Source organism: Parazoarcus communis (genome assembly GCF_003111665.1).
Classification (GTDB): domain Bacteria; phylum Pseudomonadota; class Gammaproteobacteria; order Burkholderiales; family Rhodocyclaceae; genus Parazoarcus; species Parazoarcus communis_B.
In genome coordinates this window covers 1143962-1159446 of sequence record NZ_CP022188.1, presented here as the reverse complement: position 1 = coordinate 1159446, position 15485 = coordinate 1143962, and the positions used below count along the sequence as shown (strand labels likewise).

Annotated in this window: 13 protein-coding genes; 11 read left to right on the top strand and 2 right to left on the bottom strand. The window is 63.2% G+C overall.

Going from position 1 to position 15485, the window contains the following annotated elements:
- Positions 1 to 168: 168 nt before the first annotated feature.
- The 5 genes from CEW87_RS05345 to CEW87_RS05325 all read left to right on the top strand — a co-directional run bounded on the left by CEW87_RS05345 (position 169) and on the right by CEW87_RS05325 (position 5020).
- Complete coding sequence (locus tag CEW87_RS05345) at positions 169 to 486, top strand: hypothetical protein (RefSeq protein ID WP_108971771.1); 318 nt, start codon at positions 169 to 171, stop codon at positions 484 to 486.
- Between the two features lie 368 nt (positions 487 to 854).
- Positions 855 to 1883, top strand: coding sequence for an amino acid ABC transporter substrate-binding protein (locus CEW87_RS05340; RefSeq protein ID WP_108971770.1), 1029 nt, complete (start codon positions 855 to 857; stop codon positions 1881 to 1883).
- A 57-nt stretch (positions 1884 to 1940) separates the two neighbouring features.
- Positions 1941 to 3128, top strand: a complete 1188-nt coding sequence (locus CEW87_RS05335) for an amino acid ABC transporter permease (protein WP_108971769.1) — start codon at positions 1941 to 1943, stop codon at positions 3126 to 3128.
- Positions 3129 to 3140: 12 nt separating this feature from the next.
- Positions 3141 to 4238, top strand: coding sequence for an amino acid ABC transporter permease (locus tag CEW87_RS05330; RefSeq protein WP_108971768.1), 1098 nt, complete (start codon positions 3141 to 3143; stop codon positions 4236 to 4238).
- A gap of 53 nt (positions 4239 to 4291) precedes the next feature.
- Positions 4292 to 5020 carry an amino acid ABC transporter ATP-binding protein gene (locus CEW87_RS05325; RefSeq protein WP_234421733.1) on the top strand — a complete coding sequence of 243 codons (729 nt, stop codon included), beginning with the start codon at positions 4292 to 4294 and terminating at the stop codon, positions 5018 to 5020.
- Positions 5021 to 5093: 73 nt separating this feature from the next.
- Here CEW87_RS05325 and metW read toward each other — a convergent pair whose 3' ends face one another.
- The gene (gene metW, locus CEW87_RS05320; RefSeq protein ID WP_108949887.1) at positions 5094 to 5681 is read right to left on the bottom strand and encodes a methionine biosynthesis protein MetW; all 588 of its coding nucleotides are present in this window, start codon (positions 5679 to 5681) and stop codon (positions 5094 to 5096) included.
- A 2-nt stretch (positions 5682 to 5683) separates the two neighbouring features.
- Entirely contained in the window at positions 5684 to 6811 is a 1128-nt protein-coding gene (gene metX, locus CEW87_RS05315; RefSeq protein WP_108949886.1) for a homoserine O-succinyltransferase MetX, read from the bottom strand.
- A 461-nt stretch (positions 6812 to 7272) separates the two neighbouring features.
- Between metX and thiS the strand changes: the two genes are divergently transcribed.
- The 6 genes from thiS to CEW87_RS05285 all read left to right on the top strand — a co-directional run bounded on the left by thiS (position 7273) and on the right by CEW87_RS05285 (position 15425).
- Positions 7273 to 7476, top strand: coding sequence for a sulfur carrier protein ThiS (thiS, locus tag CEW87_RS05310; RefSeq protein ID WP_108971766.1), 204 nt, complete (start codon positions 7273 to 7275; stop codon positions 7474 to 7476).
- A gap of 80 nt (positions 7477 to 7556) precedes the next feature.
- On the top strand, positions 7557 to 8342 hold the full coding sequence (locus tag CEW87_RS05305; RefSeq protein WP_108976949.1) for a thiazole synthase: 786 nt from the start codon (positions 7557 to 7559) through the stop codon (positions 8340 to 8342).
- Positions 8339 to 9067: a tRNA (guanosine(46)-N7)-methyltransferase TrmB gene (gene trmB, locus CEW87_RS05300; protein WP_108971765.1), complete on the top strand. Its 729-nt coding sequence runs from the start codon at positions 8339 to 8341 to the stop codon at positions 9065 to 9067. The genes CEW87_RS05305 and trmB overlap by 4 nt, the downstream gene beginning before the upstream one ends.
- Positions 9068 to 9108: 41 nt before the next feature.
- Positions 9109 to 10929 (top strand): signal peptide peptidase SppA, encoded by a 1821-nt coding sequence (sppA, locus tag CEW87_RS05295; RefSeq protein WP_234421677.1) that lies wholly within the window; start codon positions 9109 to 9111, stop codon positions 10927 to 10929.
- Between the two features lie 192 nt (positions 10930 to 11121).
- Positions 11122 to 12300, top strand: coding sequence for an efflux RND transporter periplasmic adaptor subunit (locus CEW87_RS05290; RefSeq protein ID WP_108971763.1), 1179 nt, complete (start codon positions 11122 to 11124; stop codon positions 12298 to 12300).
- Positions 12297 to 15425 (top strand): efflux RND transporter permease subunit, encoded by a 3129-nt coding sequence (locus CEW87_RS05285; protein WP_108971762.1) that lies wholly within the window; start codon positions 12297 to 12299, stop codon positions 15423 to 15425. The genes CEW87_RS05290 and CEW87_RS05285 overlap by 4 nt, the downstream gene beginning before the upstream one ends.
- The last annotated feature ends 60 nt before the right edge of the window (positions 15426 to 15485 follow it).

Genomic DNA, 15485 nt, shown 5'->3' with positions numbered 1-15485 from the left:
CGAGCCGAGATTCTGACAGCCACCTCCTATGCAAACAACCTTGCAGTGCAGCGGGGAAAGTCCTGAATAATTCCACGTTTACACAATTCGATACGTTCCTTGCACTTCCCTCCGAGTGCGACAACAATGCGGCCACAACATAAGTCCAGACCAAAGGAGGAGGCCGGCATGTCGCAAACCGTGATCGTGTCATTCGGCGAAGACCGCGAGTACGAGTTTCTCGTTCACGAAGCGGACGTGGCCGGGATGGAAAGGGATCAGGCCCGTAGCTGGTTGGCGAAGGAGTTCGAGGATCTCGAATGCACCCCGTCCAACCCCATGGGCAAGATCCTGGTGCTGGACATGATCCTCAACGTTGCAAAGTACGGCGGCGAGCATCGTTTCGAACAAGGCGGGGACTGGGCGAAGAAATTCGCCGCCGTCACCGCGGTCGTCCTCGCACGACCGGTCATGAGAGTGGATGTGAGCAACTTCACTGTCGGCTGACAGCGTTTTTGCGCCGTGTGGCGCACTGCAAAAGAACACGGGTTTACGGGTAGGAGACGACTGCGCTTGACCGGCTGACCAACAGGCCGGAAAGTGCCAAGAACCGCTCTGGCAAATATTTGCCAGAGCGGTTTTTTTTCGTCTGAATCCGTGTGCTCTGACACTAGGTAGTTTCCCTAGAGGCATTGCAATCACTGAGATTCGCTCTAATACTAAGGATGCAGACGGGCAACAATGCTGCAATGCACGAGTCATTTTTGGTGCATCTGAAGCCCCGTTTTGGTGCCTCGTCCAACTGCCTGAAACGCAATGATTCGCTAAGGAACATTGCGTGTCGGCAAACCCTGTGTAATCTCTGGAGATGTCGTATGAAAGCAGTCAAGACTACCCTCGCACTTGTCGCCGCAACTGCTGCACTAAGTGTGAGCACTCAGGCAAGCGCCGGCTCGACGCTGGATGCCGTGATGAAGAAGGGCTTCGTACAGTGTGGTGTCAGCGATGGCCTGCCCGGCTTCTCCTACACCGATGAAAAGGGTCAGTTCAAAGGGATCGACGTCGATGTCTGCCGCGCGGTCGCCGCTGCCGTTTTCGGCGATGCAAAGAAGGTCAAGTTCACCCCGCTGACCGCAAAGGAGCGCTTCACCGCCCTGCAGTCGGGTGAAGTCGATGTGCTGTCGCGCAACACCACCTGGACCAGCTCGCGCGACTCGGCGATGGGCCTGAACTTTGCCGGCGTGACCTATTACGACGGCCAGGGCTTTCTGGTCAGCAAGAAGCTCGGTGTGAAGAGTGCCAAGGAACTCGACGGTGCGGCCGTGTGTATTCAGGCTGGTACCACCACCGAGCTCAACCTGTCGGACTATTTCCGTTCGACCGGCATGAAGTACACCCCGATCAGCTACGACAAGTCCGACGAGACCGTAAAGGCGCTTGAGGCCGGCCGCTGCGACGTGCTGACCTCGGACCAGTCCCAGCTTTACGCGCAACGCATCAAGCTCGCCAACCCGGAAGGCTACGTGGTACTGCCTGAAGTGATCTCGAAAGAGCCGCTTGGCCCCGTCGTTCGCCAGGGCGATGAGGAATGGTTCGACATCGTGCGCTGGACCCTGTTCGCGATGATCAACGCCGAAGAGGCTGGCCTGAGCTCGAAGAATGTGGAGCAGGAAGCCAAAGCCTCCAAGAACCCGGACGTGCGCCGTCTGCTGGGTGCCGAGGGCGAGTTGGGCAAGGATCTCAAGCTGCCCAAGGACTGGGTTGTGCAAGTCGTCAAACAGGTTGGCAACTATGGTGAAATCTTTGACCGCAACGTTGGCGCAGGCAGCGAGCTGAAGATCTCGCGCGGCATCAATGCACTGTGGAACAAGGGCGGCCTGCAGTACGCACCGCCGGTACGCTAAGCCGGATGGCCACCGTCGCAAGGCGGTGGCCATACTCTTGTTTACAAGGACGTTTCCATGCAAAGTGATGCGCCCAAGGCTGCCGCTCCGCGGGGATCGCTGCTGACCGACCCCAAGGCCCGTGCCTGGACCTTTCAGATTCTCTCCATCCTCGTCGTCATCGGCGTCGGCTGGTACCTATTTCACAACACTCAGCAGAACCTTGCCAATCGCGGCATCACCTCTGGCTTTGCCTTTCTCGACAATTCAGCCGGCTTCGGCATTCTGCAGTCGCTGATCGAATATACCGAGCGCGACAGCTATGGCCGGGTGTTCGTCATCGGCCTGCTCAACACCCTGCTGGTGTCGGTGCTGGGCATTTTCTTCGCTACGGTGCTCGGCTTTCTTCTCGGTGTGGCGCGCCTGTCGCCCAACTGGCTGATCAACAAGCTGGCCACCGTCTATATCGAGATCTTCCGCAACATTCCGCCGCTGCTGCAGATCTTTTTCTGGTATTTCGCGGTGCTGAGGGCAATGCCCTCGCCACGGCAGAGTTACAGCTTCGGCGAAGCGGTGTTCGTGAACATCCGCGGTGTGTACCTGCCGGCGCCCGAGGCCGCGGGCGGACTCATGCCCTTCCTGATCAGTCTGGTCATCGTGATCGCAGCCTGGATCGGGCTTGCGCGCTGGTCGCACCGTCGTCAGGAGGCAACCGGGCAACGTTTTCCCCTGCTGTGGGTCTGCCTTGCCTTGCTCGTGATCGTCCCGGGCATGGCCGCAATGCTGTTCGGCAAGCCCTTCCACTGGTCCTTCCCTGAGCTGACGGGGTTCAACTTTGTCGGTGGCTGGGCGGTGATTCCCGAACTGGTCGCGATCACCTTTGCGCTCAGTATCTATACCGCAGCCTTCATCGCGGAGAACGTGCGTTCCGGCATCCTCGCGGTCAGCCACGGTCAGACTGAGGCGGCGCGTTCGCTCGGCCTGCGCTCGGGGCTCATCCTGCGCCTGGTCGTCATCCCGCAGGCCATGCGTGTGATCATTCCGCCGCTGACCAGCCAGTACCTGAACCTGGTGAAGAACTCCTCGCTTGCCGCCGCCATCGGTTACCCGGACCTGGTGTCGCTGTTCGCCGGCACGGTGCTGAACCAGACCGGACAGGCGATCGAGACGATTGCCATCACGATGTCGGTGTATCTCGCCATCAGCCTGAGCATTTCCATGCTGATGAACTGGTACAACAAGCGTATCGCCTTGGTCGAGCGCTAAAGAGTCGAGCTCATGAGCACACATACTTTCAAACCGAGTCTTCCGCCGCCGAACATGTCGGTCGGCGCCATGGGCTGGATCCGGGCGAACCTGTTTCCGAACTGGTTCAATTCCCTGCTCACCCTTTTCGCGCTCTATCTGGTGTGGATCACGATTCCGCCCATTCTCAACTGGGCGCTGATCAGTGCCGACTGGGTCGGCGACAACCGTGAAAGCTGCACCAGTGGTGGCGCGTGCTGGGTGTTCATCAAGGTGCGCATGTCGCAGTTCTTCTATGGCTTCTATCCGGAGGATCTGCGCTGGCGCGTCAACCTGACGGTGTTGCTGGCCATCGTGGGTGCGGCACCTCTGTTCCTCAAAGCCATGCCGAGGAAATTGCGTTACGGCGCGGCTTTCCTGCTGGCCTACCCGGTGCTTGCCTACTGGCTGCTCCATGGTGGCTTCCTCGGCATGTCGCTGGTGGAAACCAGCAAGTGGGGCGGCCTGATGCTGACCCTGGTAATCGCGGTCGTCGGTATCGCGGGCGCCATGCCACTGGGCATTCTGCTGGCACTCGGACGGCGCTCGGACATGCCGGTGGTCCGCGTGATCTGCGTCACCTTCATCGAGTTCTGGCGCGGCGTACCGCTGATCACCGTGCTGTTCATGTCCTCGGTGATGCTGCCGCTGTTCCTGCCTGAAGAGGTGAACATCGACAAGCTGCTGCGGGCGCTGATCGCGGTCACGCTGTTCGAGGCCGCTTATGTGGCCGAGGTGGTGCGGGGTGGCATGCAGGCGATCCCGAAGGGACAGTACGAGGCCGCCGGCGCGATGGGCCTGGGCTACTGGCGCATGATGGGCCTGGTCATTCTGCCGCAGGCTTTGAAGCTGGTGATTCCGGGCATCGTGAACACCTTCATCGCGCTGTTCAAGGACACCAGCCTGGTGATCATCATCGGCTTGTTCGACCTCTTCAACAGCATCCACCAGGCCACGGTCGACCCTGCGTGGCTCGGCTTCGCGACAGAAGGCTATGTATTTGCGGCCCTCATGTTCTGGATTTTCTGTTTCGGTATGTCCCGCTATTCGATGCACCTCGAGCGCAAGCTCGACACGGGCCACAAGCGTTAGGAGTTTAGGTAATGAGTGAAGCCAAAATCAAGCATGCGCTCGGTGACAAGGAAATGATCCGCATCGAAGGCATGCACAAGTGGTACGGCGAGTTCCACGTGCTCAAGGACATCAACCTGAGCGTGCGGCAGGGCGAACGCATCGTGCTGTGCGGCCCGTCCGGTTCGGGCAAGTCGACGACCATCCGCTGCATCAATCGCCTTGAAGAGCATCAGCAGGGCAAGATCATCGTCGATGATGTCGAACTCACTTCCGACCTCAAGCATGTCGAGGCCATCCGCCGCGAAGTCGGCATGGTGTTCCAGCACTTCAACCTTTTCCCTCACCTCACCGTGCTGGAAAACTGCACGCTGGCGCCACTCTGGGTGCGCAAGACGCCCAAGCGTGAGGCGGAAGAGATCGCGATGGAGTACCTCAACCGGGTGAAGATTCCCGAGCAGGCGCACAAGTACCCGGGGCAGCTTTCAGGCGGTCAGCAGCAACGGGTGGCGATCGCGCGTGCCCTGTGCATGAAGCCCAAGATCATGCTGTTCGACGAACCGACCTCGGCGCTCGATCCCGAGATGGTCAAGGAAGTGCTTGATACCATGATCGGACTGGCTGAAGACGGCATGACGATGTTGTGCGTCACCCACGAAATGGGCTTTGCCCGCACCGTGGCCGACCGCGTGATCTTCATGGACAAGGGCGAGATCGTCGAAGAGGCCGAGCCCGAGGTCTTCTTCTCCAATCCGAAGTCGGAGCGCACCAAGCTGTTCTTGGGGCAGATCCTGAACCACTGATCGAAACAGACGAAAAAACGCCCCGCCATTGCACCGGCGGGGCGTTTTGCATTTCACGGCCCGGATCCCGCGATCAGTCGCGTCCGAGGCGATACACCGCCATGCTGCCGAGGAAGTTCGGCTCGTCCACCACTACCTTGCCATCGTCGAAGGCCAGGCGTTCGCGCACGGCGATACCGTTCATTTCGCACAGCGCGTCGAAGTCGGCGATCGTGAAGAAGCGCACGTTGGGCGTGTTGAACCACTGGTGCGGCAGGCTCTCGGACACCGGCATGCGGCCGTTGATGATGCTCTGGCGGTGACGCCAGTAGCCGAAGTTGGGAAAGCTCACCACGGCTTCGTGGCCGACACGCAGCATCTCGGCGAGGATGCCCTGGGTGTTGTGCATCGCCTGCAGCGACAGGCTCATGATCACGTGGTCGAAGAAGCCGTCCTCGAAATCGCTCAGGCCCTTGTCCATGTTGGCCTGAATCACATTGACGCCGTTCTTCACGCAGGCCAGCAGCTTGTCGGGGTCGTTCTCCACCCCGTAGCCCTGCACCTGGCGGACGTCGATCAGGTGCTTGAGCAGGCTGCCGTCGCCGCAGCCGAGATCGAGTACTTTCTCGCCCGGCTCGATCCACTGGGCGATGACTTCATAGTCATAACGGTAGGCAGCCATGCTTATACCTTGATGCGGTCGAACCAGGCGGAAAGCACCGCGTGGTATTGGGGTTCATCGAGCAGGAATGAGTCGTGACCGGCTGCGCAGTCGATCTCGGCGTAGCTGACGTTGCGCCGGTTGTGCAGCAGGGCGTAGACGATCTCCCTCGATCGCGAGGGCGAGAAGCGCCAGTCGGTGGTGAAGGACACCACCAGGAAGTCGGCTTCGGCGCTGGCCAGGGCGGCGGGCAGATTGCCCGCGTGGGCGAAGGCGGGGTCGTAGTAATCCAGTGCCTTCGTGGTCAGCAGATAGGTGTTGGCGTCGAAGAAGCCGGCAAACTTGTCGCCCTGATAGCGCAGGTAGGACTCGATCTCGAACTCGACGTCGTAACTGTAGACCGCCTTGCCGTGACGCAGGCTGCGACCGAACTTCTCTCCCATTGCGTCATCGGAGAGATAGGTGATGTGGCCGATCATGCGCGCGAGCTTGAGCCCGCGTACCGGCACCACGCCGTGATCGTAGAAGTTGCCGCCGTGAAAGTCGGGATCGGTGAGAATGGCCTGGCGCGCTACCTCGTTGAAGGCGATGTTCTGCGCCGTGAGCTTGGGGGCCGATGCAATCACGGCGGCGTGAGCGACACGGTCGGGATACTGCAGCGTCCAAGACAGCGCCTGCATGCCGCCCAGGCTGCCGCCCACGACGGCGGCAAAGCGCTTGATGCCGAGCCGGTCTGCCAGACGGGCCTGGGTGTCGACCCAGTCTTCGACGGTGACGAAGGGAAAGGCCGCGCCCCAGGGCTTGCCGGTGGCCGGGTTGATCGAGCTCGGTCCACTGGAGCCGAAGCAGCTGCCGAGGTTATTGACGCCGATGACGAAGAACTTGCGCGTGTCGAGCGGTTTGCCCGGCCCGACCAGGTTGTCCCACCAGCCCAGGCTGTCGGGGTCGTCTGCGTAGCGCCCGGCGACGTGGTGCGAGCCTGACAGTGCGTGACAGACGAGCACGGCATTCGACGCGTCGGCGTTGAGCGTGCCGTAGGTTTCGTACACCAGGTCGTAGCTCGGCAGCGAGCCGCCGCTGCGAAGCGGCAGGGGCGTTGCAAAGTGGGCCGTCTGCGGCGCCACGATGCCGACGGATTGCGGTTGGATCATGGTCGGTGTCTGCTAAAAACAAAAAAACCCAGCCGGCTGAAAAACGCGGACTGGGTTGCCCTCGCTTTAGCCGTATTTATTAAGCGCCCGCAAGCTATGGATCAAATCGGCGCTAAGTGCTGCGAAATTAGCGCGCGTGCCTGCAAATGTCAAACCGGGTGCTTTCCGTTGTGGCCAGTGGTGGGGCTTGTGGGGCGGGGCAGCATGCCGGGCAGACGTTCGCGGCCTTCGGCTTCCCGGCTGGAAGGTACTCATCGGGGCGGCGATGCAAACTCGCCCGATGAGGCCGGGCTCAAACATGCATCGCCTTGTTTCCCCGCTGAGCACCTTCCAGCCGGCGCTCTCGACAGCCCGTCACACTGCCCCGCCCCACAAGCCTTGCCATTCCTCAGCAATCGCAGCGAGTCCCGTGTGGCCTGCGTGGTAAAATCGCAGGCCTTGAACCCGCCACCTCATCCCGCATGATCAGCATCATTCTCAACGGTCAGCCCGAAACCCTGGACGACGGTCTCACGGTACTTGCCCTGCTCGAGCGGCGGGGGCTCGTTGGCAAACGTCTCGCAGTCGAGCGCAACGGCGACATTGTGCCGCGCGCCCGCCATGGCGAAACCGCGCTCGCCGACGGCGACCGCCTCGAAATCGTGGTTGCAGTCGGGGGCGGCTGAACCTTCCTGATCCCGAGCACGTCATCTACAGTCAGTGCGCGGCGCGACAATTTTGATCTTCCTCTACAGGTCCCAACATGATCAACGATCCCCTGGTGATTGCCGGCAAGGCCTATGGCTCCCGTCTGCTGGTCGGAACCGGCAAGTACAAGGATTTCGCCGAAACACGCGAGGCCATTGATGCCAGCGGTACGAACATCGTCACCGTGGCGATCCGACGCACCAATATTGGCCAGAATGCGGACGAGCCCAACCTGCTCGACGCCCTGCCGCCCGATCAATTCACCATTCTGCCCAACACCGCCGGCTGCTATACCGCCGAGGATGCAGTTCGCACACTGCGTCTCGGTCGCGAGCTGCTCGACGGGCACGCCCTGGTCAAGCTGGAAGTGCTCGGTGATCCGAAATCGCTGTTTCCGAACATGCCGGAAACGCTCAAGGCCGCCGAAACCCTGGTCAAGGATGGCTTCGACGTCATGGTGTACTGCGCCGACGATCCGATTCAGGCCAAGATGCTGGAAGAAATCGGCTGCGTGGCCATCATGCCGCTGGCGTCCCTGATCGGTTCCGGCATGGGCATCCTCAATCCGTGGAACCTGCGCCTGATCATCGACAACGCCCGCGTGCCGGTGATCGTCGACGCCGGTGTCGGCACCGCGTCCGATGCCGCGATCGCGATGGAACTGGGTTGCGACGGCGTACTGATGAACACCGCCATTGCCGCGGCAAGCCAGCCCGTGCTGATGGCCAGCGCCATGAAGAAGGCGGTCGAAGCCGGCCGCGAGGCCTTCCGTGCCGGACGCATGCCGCGCAAGTTCTATTCGGCTGATCCGAGCTCGCCGACCACGGGGCTGATCGGTTTATGAGCGATACACCAGAGCGGGTCGAGATCATCGGCCAGGACAGCCCCGAGCACCGTTTTTCCAGCCGCAGCATCCGCAGCTTCGTGCTGCGCCAGGGGCGGATGTCGGGTGCTCAGCAGCGCTTCATGGACGACATGCTGCCGAAAATCGGCGTGCCCTACCAGGCTGCGCCGATCGATCTCGATGTGGTGTTCGGGCGCAAGTCACCGAAGATCCTCGAAATCGGCTTCGGCATGGGCGAGACCACGGCAAGGATCGCCGCGGCAGCGCCCGGGACGGACTTCCTTGGCATCGAGGTGCATACACCGGGTGTTGGCGCACTATGCAAACTGGTGTCCGAGCAGGCGCTCGGCAATGTCCGTATCATGCAGCACGATGCGGTCGAGGTTCTGCGCGACATGATTCCCGATGGCACGCTGGCAGGTGTGCATGTGTTCTTCCCCGATCCGTGGCGTAAGGCGCGGCATCACAAGCGCCGCATCATCCAGCCCGATTTCGTCGCGCTGGTGGCGACCAAGCTTGCACCCGGTGGCTATCTGCACTGCGCCACCGACTGGGAGAACTACGCGCACTGGATGCTGGAAGTGATTGCCGCCGAGCCTGCGCTCGAAAACACGGCAGACGGTTTTGCACCGCGACCGGACTACCGGCCGCTGACGAAATTCGAGAACCGTGGTCTGAGGCTGGGGCACGGGGTGTGGGATCTGGTGTTTCGTCGACGCGGCTGATGGCCGACAACAAATAGAGAGGCAAGGTCGTGATCGGTGGCATGTTCAGGTTTCTGGGGCGGGTGTTGAGAACGCTGTGGCGTTCGCTGGACCTGCTGCGTCGCACGGTCTTCAACCTCTTGCTGCTGGTGCTGCTCGGGGCGCTGCTGATGACCTTCTTCCACCCCGAACCGCAGGTGCCGGACGGCGCGGCGCTGGTGCTACGCCCGTCCGGCGCGCTGGTGGAGCAGACCACCTTTGAGGAGCCACTGGCCTTGCTCAGCATGCGGGGTGAGGATGGCGGGCAGACCGTGCTGCACGATCTGCTCGAAGTCGTGCGCGCCGCCCGCAATGACAGCCGGATTTCAGCCCTGGTGCTCGAGACCGACGACCTCGAGGCGGCCAGCCTGTCCAAGCTGGCCGAACTGCGCGCAGCCATTGCCGACTTCAAGGCCACCGGGCGCCCGGTGCTGGCGCGCGGCGAGCGCTTCACCCAGGGCCAGTACTACCTGGCCTCGATTGCCGACGAGGTGCAGCTTGCGCCCGACGGCTTCGTGCTGCTGCGCGGCCTGTCGCGCTATTCGACCTATTTTCGCGGTGCGCTCGATGCACTCGGGATCAAGGTCCATGTATTCCGAGTGGGCGAGTACAAGTCCTTCTCCGAGCCCTTCACCCGCAGTGACATGTCCGACGAGGACCGCAGCGCAACCCGCGATCTGCTCGACGGCCTGTGGGCGCATTTCCGCACCGACGTGGCCGCTGCGCGCAAGCTCGCGCCCGAGGCGCTTGATGGCTACATCGTCGGCTACCGCGATGCGCTCGCTGCAACCGCCGGCGACACTGCCGAAGCCGCACGTCGTGCAGGTCTGATCGACCGCTTTTCGACCCCCGACGAGTGGCGGGACCAGCTTGCCGAGCGCTTTGGCACCGATGCTTCGGGCAAGGACTTCCATCAGATCGATGCCGGCGCCTATCTCGCCGTCGTGCGCGGCGCGGAGAAGTCGGCTGCCGACAAGATCGCCGTGCTGGTTGCGCAGGGCGCAATCGCGGACGGCGAGCAACCGCCCGGTGTGGTCGGCGGCGATACCTTCGCCCGCATGATCCGCGAGGCACGCGAAGACGATGCGATCAAGGCACTTGTGGTGCGTATCGACAGTCCCGGCGGCAGCGCCTGGGCCTCCGAGCAGATCCGGCGCGAACTCGAACTGACGCGCAAGGCGGGCAAGCCGGTCATTGCCTCCATGAGCTCCGTGGCCGCATCCGGTGGTTACTGGATCGCGGCCGGCGCCGACGAGATCTGGGCGGCCCCGGGCACCGTCACCGGCTCGATCGGTGTGTTTGCGATGTTCCCCGAGTTTGCTGAACCGCTGCGCCGGCTCGGGATCACCGTCGACGGCGTGGCCACCGCGCCCCTTGCCGGCGCACTCGACCCGCGCCGGCCGCTCGACCCGGTGGCTGCCGAAGCCATGCAACTCGGTATCGAGCATGGCTACCGGCGCTTTCTGCAGGTCGTTGCCGCCGCCCGCAACATGAAGGAAGACGAGGTCAATCAGGTTGCACGCGGCAGGGTGTGGACCGGTCAGGCCGCGTTCGAGCTTGGTCTGGTGGATCAACTCGGCGGTATCGAGGCGGCGATCGCAGCGGCTGCGCAGCGTGCCGGCCTCGAGCGCCACTCGTTGGTGTGGCCATCGGTCGGGCTGACGCCTGCGCAGATGGTGATGCAGCGCTTCCTGAGTTTCAGCGGTCTCGCAGGGTCTGGCAGTCCGGCGAGCAGCGGGCCGGTGGCGCAGATGCTGAATCGTCTGCAGGCCGAGACCCGCGACCTGCTGCGCTGGAACGATCCGCAACACGTTTATGCCCATTGCCTGTGCGAAGCGCCCTGACCCGTTTCTGATGAATTTCGAAGGTGCCGTGTCCGGATTGACCGAGTGATTCGGCATGGTGCGTTCGTTGTCTGTAAGATAAGCAGTTGCTGATATAAATCTGGAATCAGACCTTGGCGCCCGATGAGCCCGGCCCCAGTGCATTCGGCCGGACGCGGCGGTGAGGTCTGTTCCACGACCGGACCCCCATCCATGCGCCGTCGCTTGCTTCCGCTCGTCATCATTCTCGCCGCCATCGGCGTCTTTGTCCTTCTCAAATCAACCCGTCCTGCACCCCCTGCCGTCGAGGTCCGCGAGCGCGTGTGGCGGATCGAGGCCAGTGCCAGCGTGCCGGTTGAGGCCAGGCCCACGCTGGTGCTCTACGGCCGGATCGAGGCACCGGACCGCCTGAGGGCGGCGGCGCCGGTGTCAGGTCGCCTGCTTGAGGTGCTGGTGCGCGATGGCGACCGGGTGGCGGCCGGCACGGTGCTGGCACGACTCGACCCGCGTGACCTGCAGCCGCGGGTGGCGCAGGCGCGCGGTGATGTCGATCGCGAACGCATCCGCCACCGCAGTGATCTTGCCGCCATCGAGCAGGAAAAGGCCTTGCTGGCACTTGCGGAGGCCAAGCAGGCACGCTTCGAGAAACTCAAGAATGCCCGACTTGGCGCAGAGAGTGCCTATGACCAGACCCGCGAGGAAGTGGCGCGCGTTCGCCTGTCGCTGACCCAGCGCCAGCAGGCGATCGCCGAACATCCTGCGCGGCTGTCGCAGCTGCAGGCAAAACTGGCCGAAGCCGAACGCGACGCGCGCCGTGGCGAGATCGTTGCGCCCTTCGCTGCGCGCATCGGCAAGGTCGAAGTCGCCGCCGGCGATCAGGTGCAGCCCGGTCAGGCGCTGCTCAGCCTCTATGCGTCGGACGCGCTCTTCCTGCGCGCGCGCGTTCCCGCGATTTACGCCGAGGAACTGCGCATGGCGCTGGTGCGTGGTGAGCAGTTGCAGGCCACGGCCGACTTTGGTGCCGCCACCATCCGTGCCCGGCTGCAGCGCATCAGCGGCGAAGCCGACGCCCGTGGTGTGGATGTGTTGTTGCGCATCGAGAACGGGGCCAACCTGCCGGTCGGCGCCTTCGTCAATGCCGTGCTCGAGCGTCCGCCGGTGGCGGATGTACTGGTCCTGCCCTTTGCCGCGCTGCATGGCGGGGACCGCATCTACGCGGTACGCGACGGACGCCTGGCAAGTCTGAAGGTGACGCGCGTCGGCGAGCGCCGCGAGGGCGATGACGTGCAGCTGCTGGTGCGCGTGCCTGATGTCCGCGCGGGCGAGCCGGTGATGCGTACGCACTTGCCCAATGCCATCGATGGTCTTGCGGTCGAGGTGGCTGCACCATGAAACAAAAGGGTGTGCTCGCAACGCTGGTGCGTCACAAGGTGGCGGCCAACGTCCTGATGCTGCTCGCCTTCATCATCGGCGTGATCGGCATCACCCGGATGAACGTGCAGTTCTTTCCAAGTTTCGAGCTCGACATCATCTCGGTGCGCGTGGTGTGGAGCGGCGCCTCGTCCGAAGACGTCGAGATCGGCATCACCACGCCGCTGGAAGAGCGCCTGAAGACCATCGACGGTCTGAAGAAGATGACGTCGACCTCGGCGCAGGGTGTCTCCAGCATTACGCTCGAACTGCATGAGGGAACCGAGCCCCTGCAGGCGCTCGATCAGGTCCGCCAGCGGGTGGACGAGTTCCGCAACCTGCCGCGCGACGCCGAAACGCCGCAGGTCAGCCGGGTCTCGCGTTACGACCAGATTGCCCGCCTGATGATTCGAGGCAGCAGCGTCGAGGAACTGCGGCCCTGGGTGCGACGCTTTGAGAGCGAGTTGCTCGCGGGCGGCATCGACCGGGTGACGATCACCGGTCTGCCCGAAGAGCGCATCGCCATCGAACTGCCGTCCGCAGCCCTGCAAACGCTGGGCCTGTCCCTGGTCGACGTCGGTGATCGGGTGGCGCAGATTTCCCGCGACGTGCCGGCCGGGGTGGCGGGCGAGCAGGATGGTGCGCGCGAGATCCGCGGCCTCGAGCAACGTCGCGATGCGCTGGCTTTCGATAATCTGGCGGTCGTCAGCGATGGCGGGGGACGCATCACGCTTGGCGAACTTGCCACCATCACGCGTGAGCCGCGCCCGGGCTCGCTGGCGCTGAGCGAGGGCGGCGATGTGGTGGTCGAGATGCTGCTGCAGCGGGCCGAGAGCGGCCATTCGCTGAAGGCGGCGGAAGCCTTCGACGCCTGGCTGCAGAAGACGCGTCCCAGCCTGCCGGCCTCGATCAGGCTCGAAGTCTTCGATGCGCAATGGGAGCTGATTCGCGACCGTATCCAGTTGCTGATCAACAACGGTCTGTCTGGTCTGCTGCTGGTCGTGCTGGTGCTCTATGTCTTCCTGCCCGCGCGGGTGGCGTTCTGGGTGATGGTCGGTATTCCCACCGCCTTTCTTGGCACCCTGGGACTGATGATGGTGTTCGGCGGCACGATCAACATGATGAGCCTGTTTGCGCTGATCATGGCGCTGGGCATCATCGTCGACGATGCCATCGTGGTCAGTGAAGATGCCGACACGCACCGCAGCATGGGTGAGGGGCCGGAACAGTCTGCGCTGGGCGGCGCGCGACGCATGCTGCTGCCGGTGCTGGCAGCGTCGCTCACCACGGTTGCAGCCTTCATTCCGCTGATGATGGTCGGTGGCATCATCGGCAATATCCTTGGCGACATTCCCTTCGTCATGATCATGGTGATCCTGGCCTCGTTGCTCGAGAGCTTCCTGATTCTGCCGTCCCATCTGAAGCATGCTCTGCAGGGCGCCGCCTCGCGCAAGACCTCGCGTTTGCGGGAGCGGCTGGACAATGCCTTCACGTCCTTTCGCGACGGCCCCTTCCGTCGTGCAGCCACGCTTGCGCTCGACTGGCGTGGCACGACGGTCGCGATCACGCTGGCGACGATGGTGCTTGCCATCGGCCTGCTGGCAGGCGGGCGCATCAACTTCGTGTTCTTCCCGACCCCGGAAGGGCAGATGGTGTATGCGAATGCGACCTTCGTAGCCGGTACGCCGCGCGCGCAAACGGCGGCCTTCCTTGCCGACATGGAGCGCGCCCTGCTCGAAACCGAACGCGAACTGGGCGGCGGTCTGGTGCAGACCGCGGTATCGCGACTCGGCAGCACGATTGTCAGTGCGGGTGGGGGCGAGCCCAAGGGCGATCAGCTCGCCTCCATGATGGTCGAGCTCAGCCCGCCGGATGAGCGGACGGTGCGCAACGAACGCTTTCTCGCCACCTGGCGCAGCAAGCTCGTCGAACCGCCCGGGCTCGAACTGCTGACCTTCAACTCACGCCAGTCCGGCCCGCCCGGACGCGATCTCAATGTCCGCCTGACTGGTGGCAACGCAGAATCGCTGAAGGCTGCCGCGCTCGAACTCGCGGAAACCATCAAGAGCATAGACGGTGTGAGCGAACTCGAGGACGACATGCCCTTCGGGCGTGAGCAACTGGTGTACCGCCTGACGCCGGCCGGCGAAGCGCTCGGTCTGACCACCGAAAGCCTCGGTCGCCAGCTGCGTGCGGCGTTTGACGGTCATCTTGCGCAACTGGTGCAGGTCGGCCGCGACGAGCTCGAAGTGCGGGTGCTGCTCCCGCGTGATGAACGCGAACGCCTCGATGTCTTCGAGCGGCTGACCGTCAGCCTGCCGGATCGCAGTTTTGCGCCGCTGGCCACGGTGGCGAGCTGGGAATCGCGACGTGGCTTCGAGGCCCTGCGTCATGCTGACGGCAGGCTCGCGGTCGAGGTGTCCGGGGAGATTGATACCGATCGCAGCAACGCCGATGCAGTGCAGGCCGAACTCCGGCGCGAGGCCTTGCCGCGTCTGGCAGAGAAATACGGCCTGAGCTACAGCTTCGAGGGGCGCGCCGCAGACCAGCGCGAGACCATGAACGACATGCGCAACGGCCTGATACTTGGGCTCGGTCTCATCTACCTCGTGCTGGTGTGGTCCTTCGCCTCATGGAGCTGGCCGCTGGTGGTGATGTCGGCGATTCCGCTCGGCCTCGCAGGGGCCATCTTCGGCCACTGGCTGCTGGGCCTGGACCTCACCATCCTGTCGATGTTCGGTCTCTTCGGCCTGTCGGGCATCGTGGTGAACAACTCCATCATCCTCGTCAGTCTGTTCAAGGATCTGCACCACAAGGGCGCCAATGTGCACGACGCGCTTGTCGGCGCGGCCTGCGGACGCCTGCGCGCAGTGCTGCTGACCTCGCTCACCACCATCGGCGGACTGATGCCGCTGATGTTCGAGGGCTCGCTGCAAGCCCAGTTCCTGATCCCGATGGCCACCTCGATTGCGTTCGGGCTCGGCGTGTCGGCGGTGCTGGTGCTGTTCTTCGTGCCGGCACTGCTGTCGCTGCTGGAGAGCTTCAAGGGCTGGGTGGCGGGCTTGATGGGGCGTACCCCTGATCCGGAAACTGGCCTCAGCGCCTGAACGCCTGAGGTGCCAGCGCAGGGCGATCGGCTGTGCCTGACTTCAGGGCGCAGTCGATCA

Bases quoted from the DNA above. Each gene is read 5' to 3' on its own strand.
- thiS (WP_108971766.1), top strand. From the start codon at position 7,273: ATGATCAGCATCATTCTCAACGGTCAGCCCGAAACCCTGGACGACGGT.
- sppA (WP_234421677.1), top strand. From the start codon at position 9,109: ATGTTCAGGTTTCTGGGGCGGGTGTTGAGAACGCTGTGGCGTTCGCTG.
- metW (WP_108949887.1), bottom strand. From the start codon at position 5,681: ATGGCTGCCTACCGTTATGACTATGAAGTCATCGCCCAGTGGATCGAG.
- CEW87_RS05290 (WP_108971763.1), top strand. From the start codon at position 11,122: ATGCGCCGTCGCTTGCTTCCGCTCGTCATCATTCTCGCCGCCATCGGC.
- CEW87_RS05335 (WP_108971769.1), top strand. From the start codon at position 1,941: ATGCAAAGTGATGCGCCCAAGGCTGCCGCTCCGCGGGGATCGCTGCTG.
- CEW87_RS05330 (WP_108971768.1), top strand. From the start codon at position 3,141: ATGAGCACACATACTTTCAAACCGAGTCTTCCGCCGCCGAACATGTCG.
- CEW87_RS05345 (WP_108971771.1), top strand. From the start codon at position 169: ATGTCGCAAACCGTGATCGTGTCATTCGGCGAAGACCGCGAGTACGAG.
- CEW87_RS05340 (WP_108971770.1), top strand. From the start codon at position 855: ATGAAAGCAGTCAAGACTACCCTCGCACTTGTCGCCGCAACTGCTGCA.
- CEW87_RS05325 (WP_234421733.1), top strand. From the start codon at position 4,292: ATGATCCGCATCGAAGGCATGCACAAGTGGTACGGCGAGTTCCACGTG.
- CEW87_RS05285 (WP_108971762.1), top strand. From the start codon at position 12,297: ATGAAACAAAAGGGTGTGCTCGCAACGCTGGTGCGTCACAAGGTGGCG.
- metX (WP_108949886.1), bottom strand. From the start codon at position 6,811: ATGATCCAACCGCAATCCGTCGGCATCGTGGCGCCGCAGACGGCCCAC.
- trmB (WP_108971765.1), top strand. From the start codon at position 8,339: ATGAGCGATACACCAGAGCGGGTCGAGATCATCGGCCAGGACAGCCCC.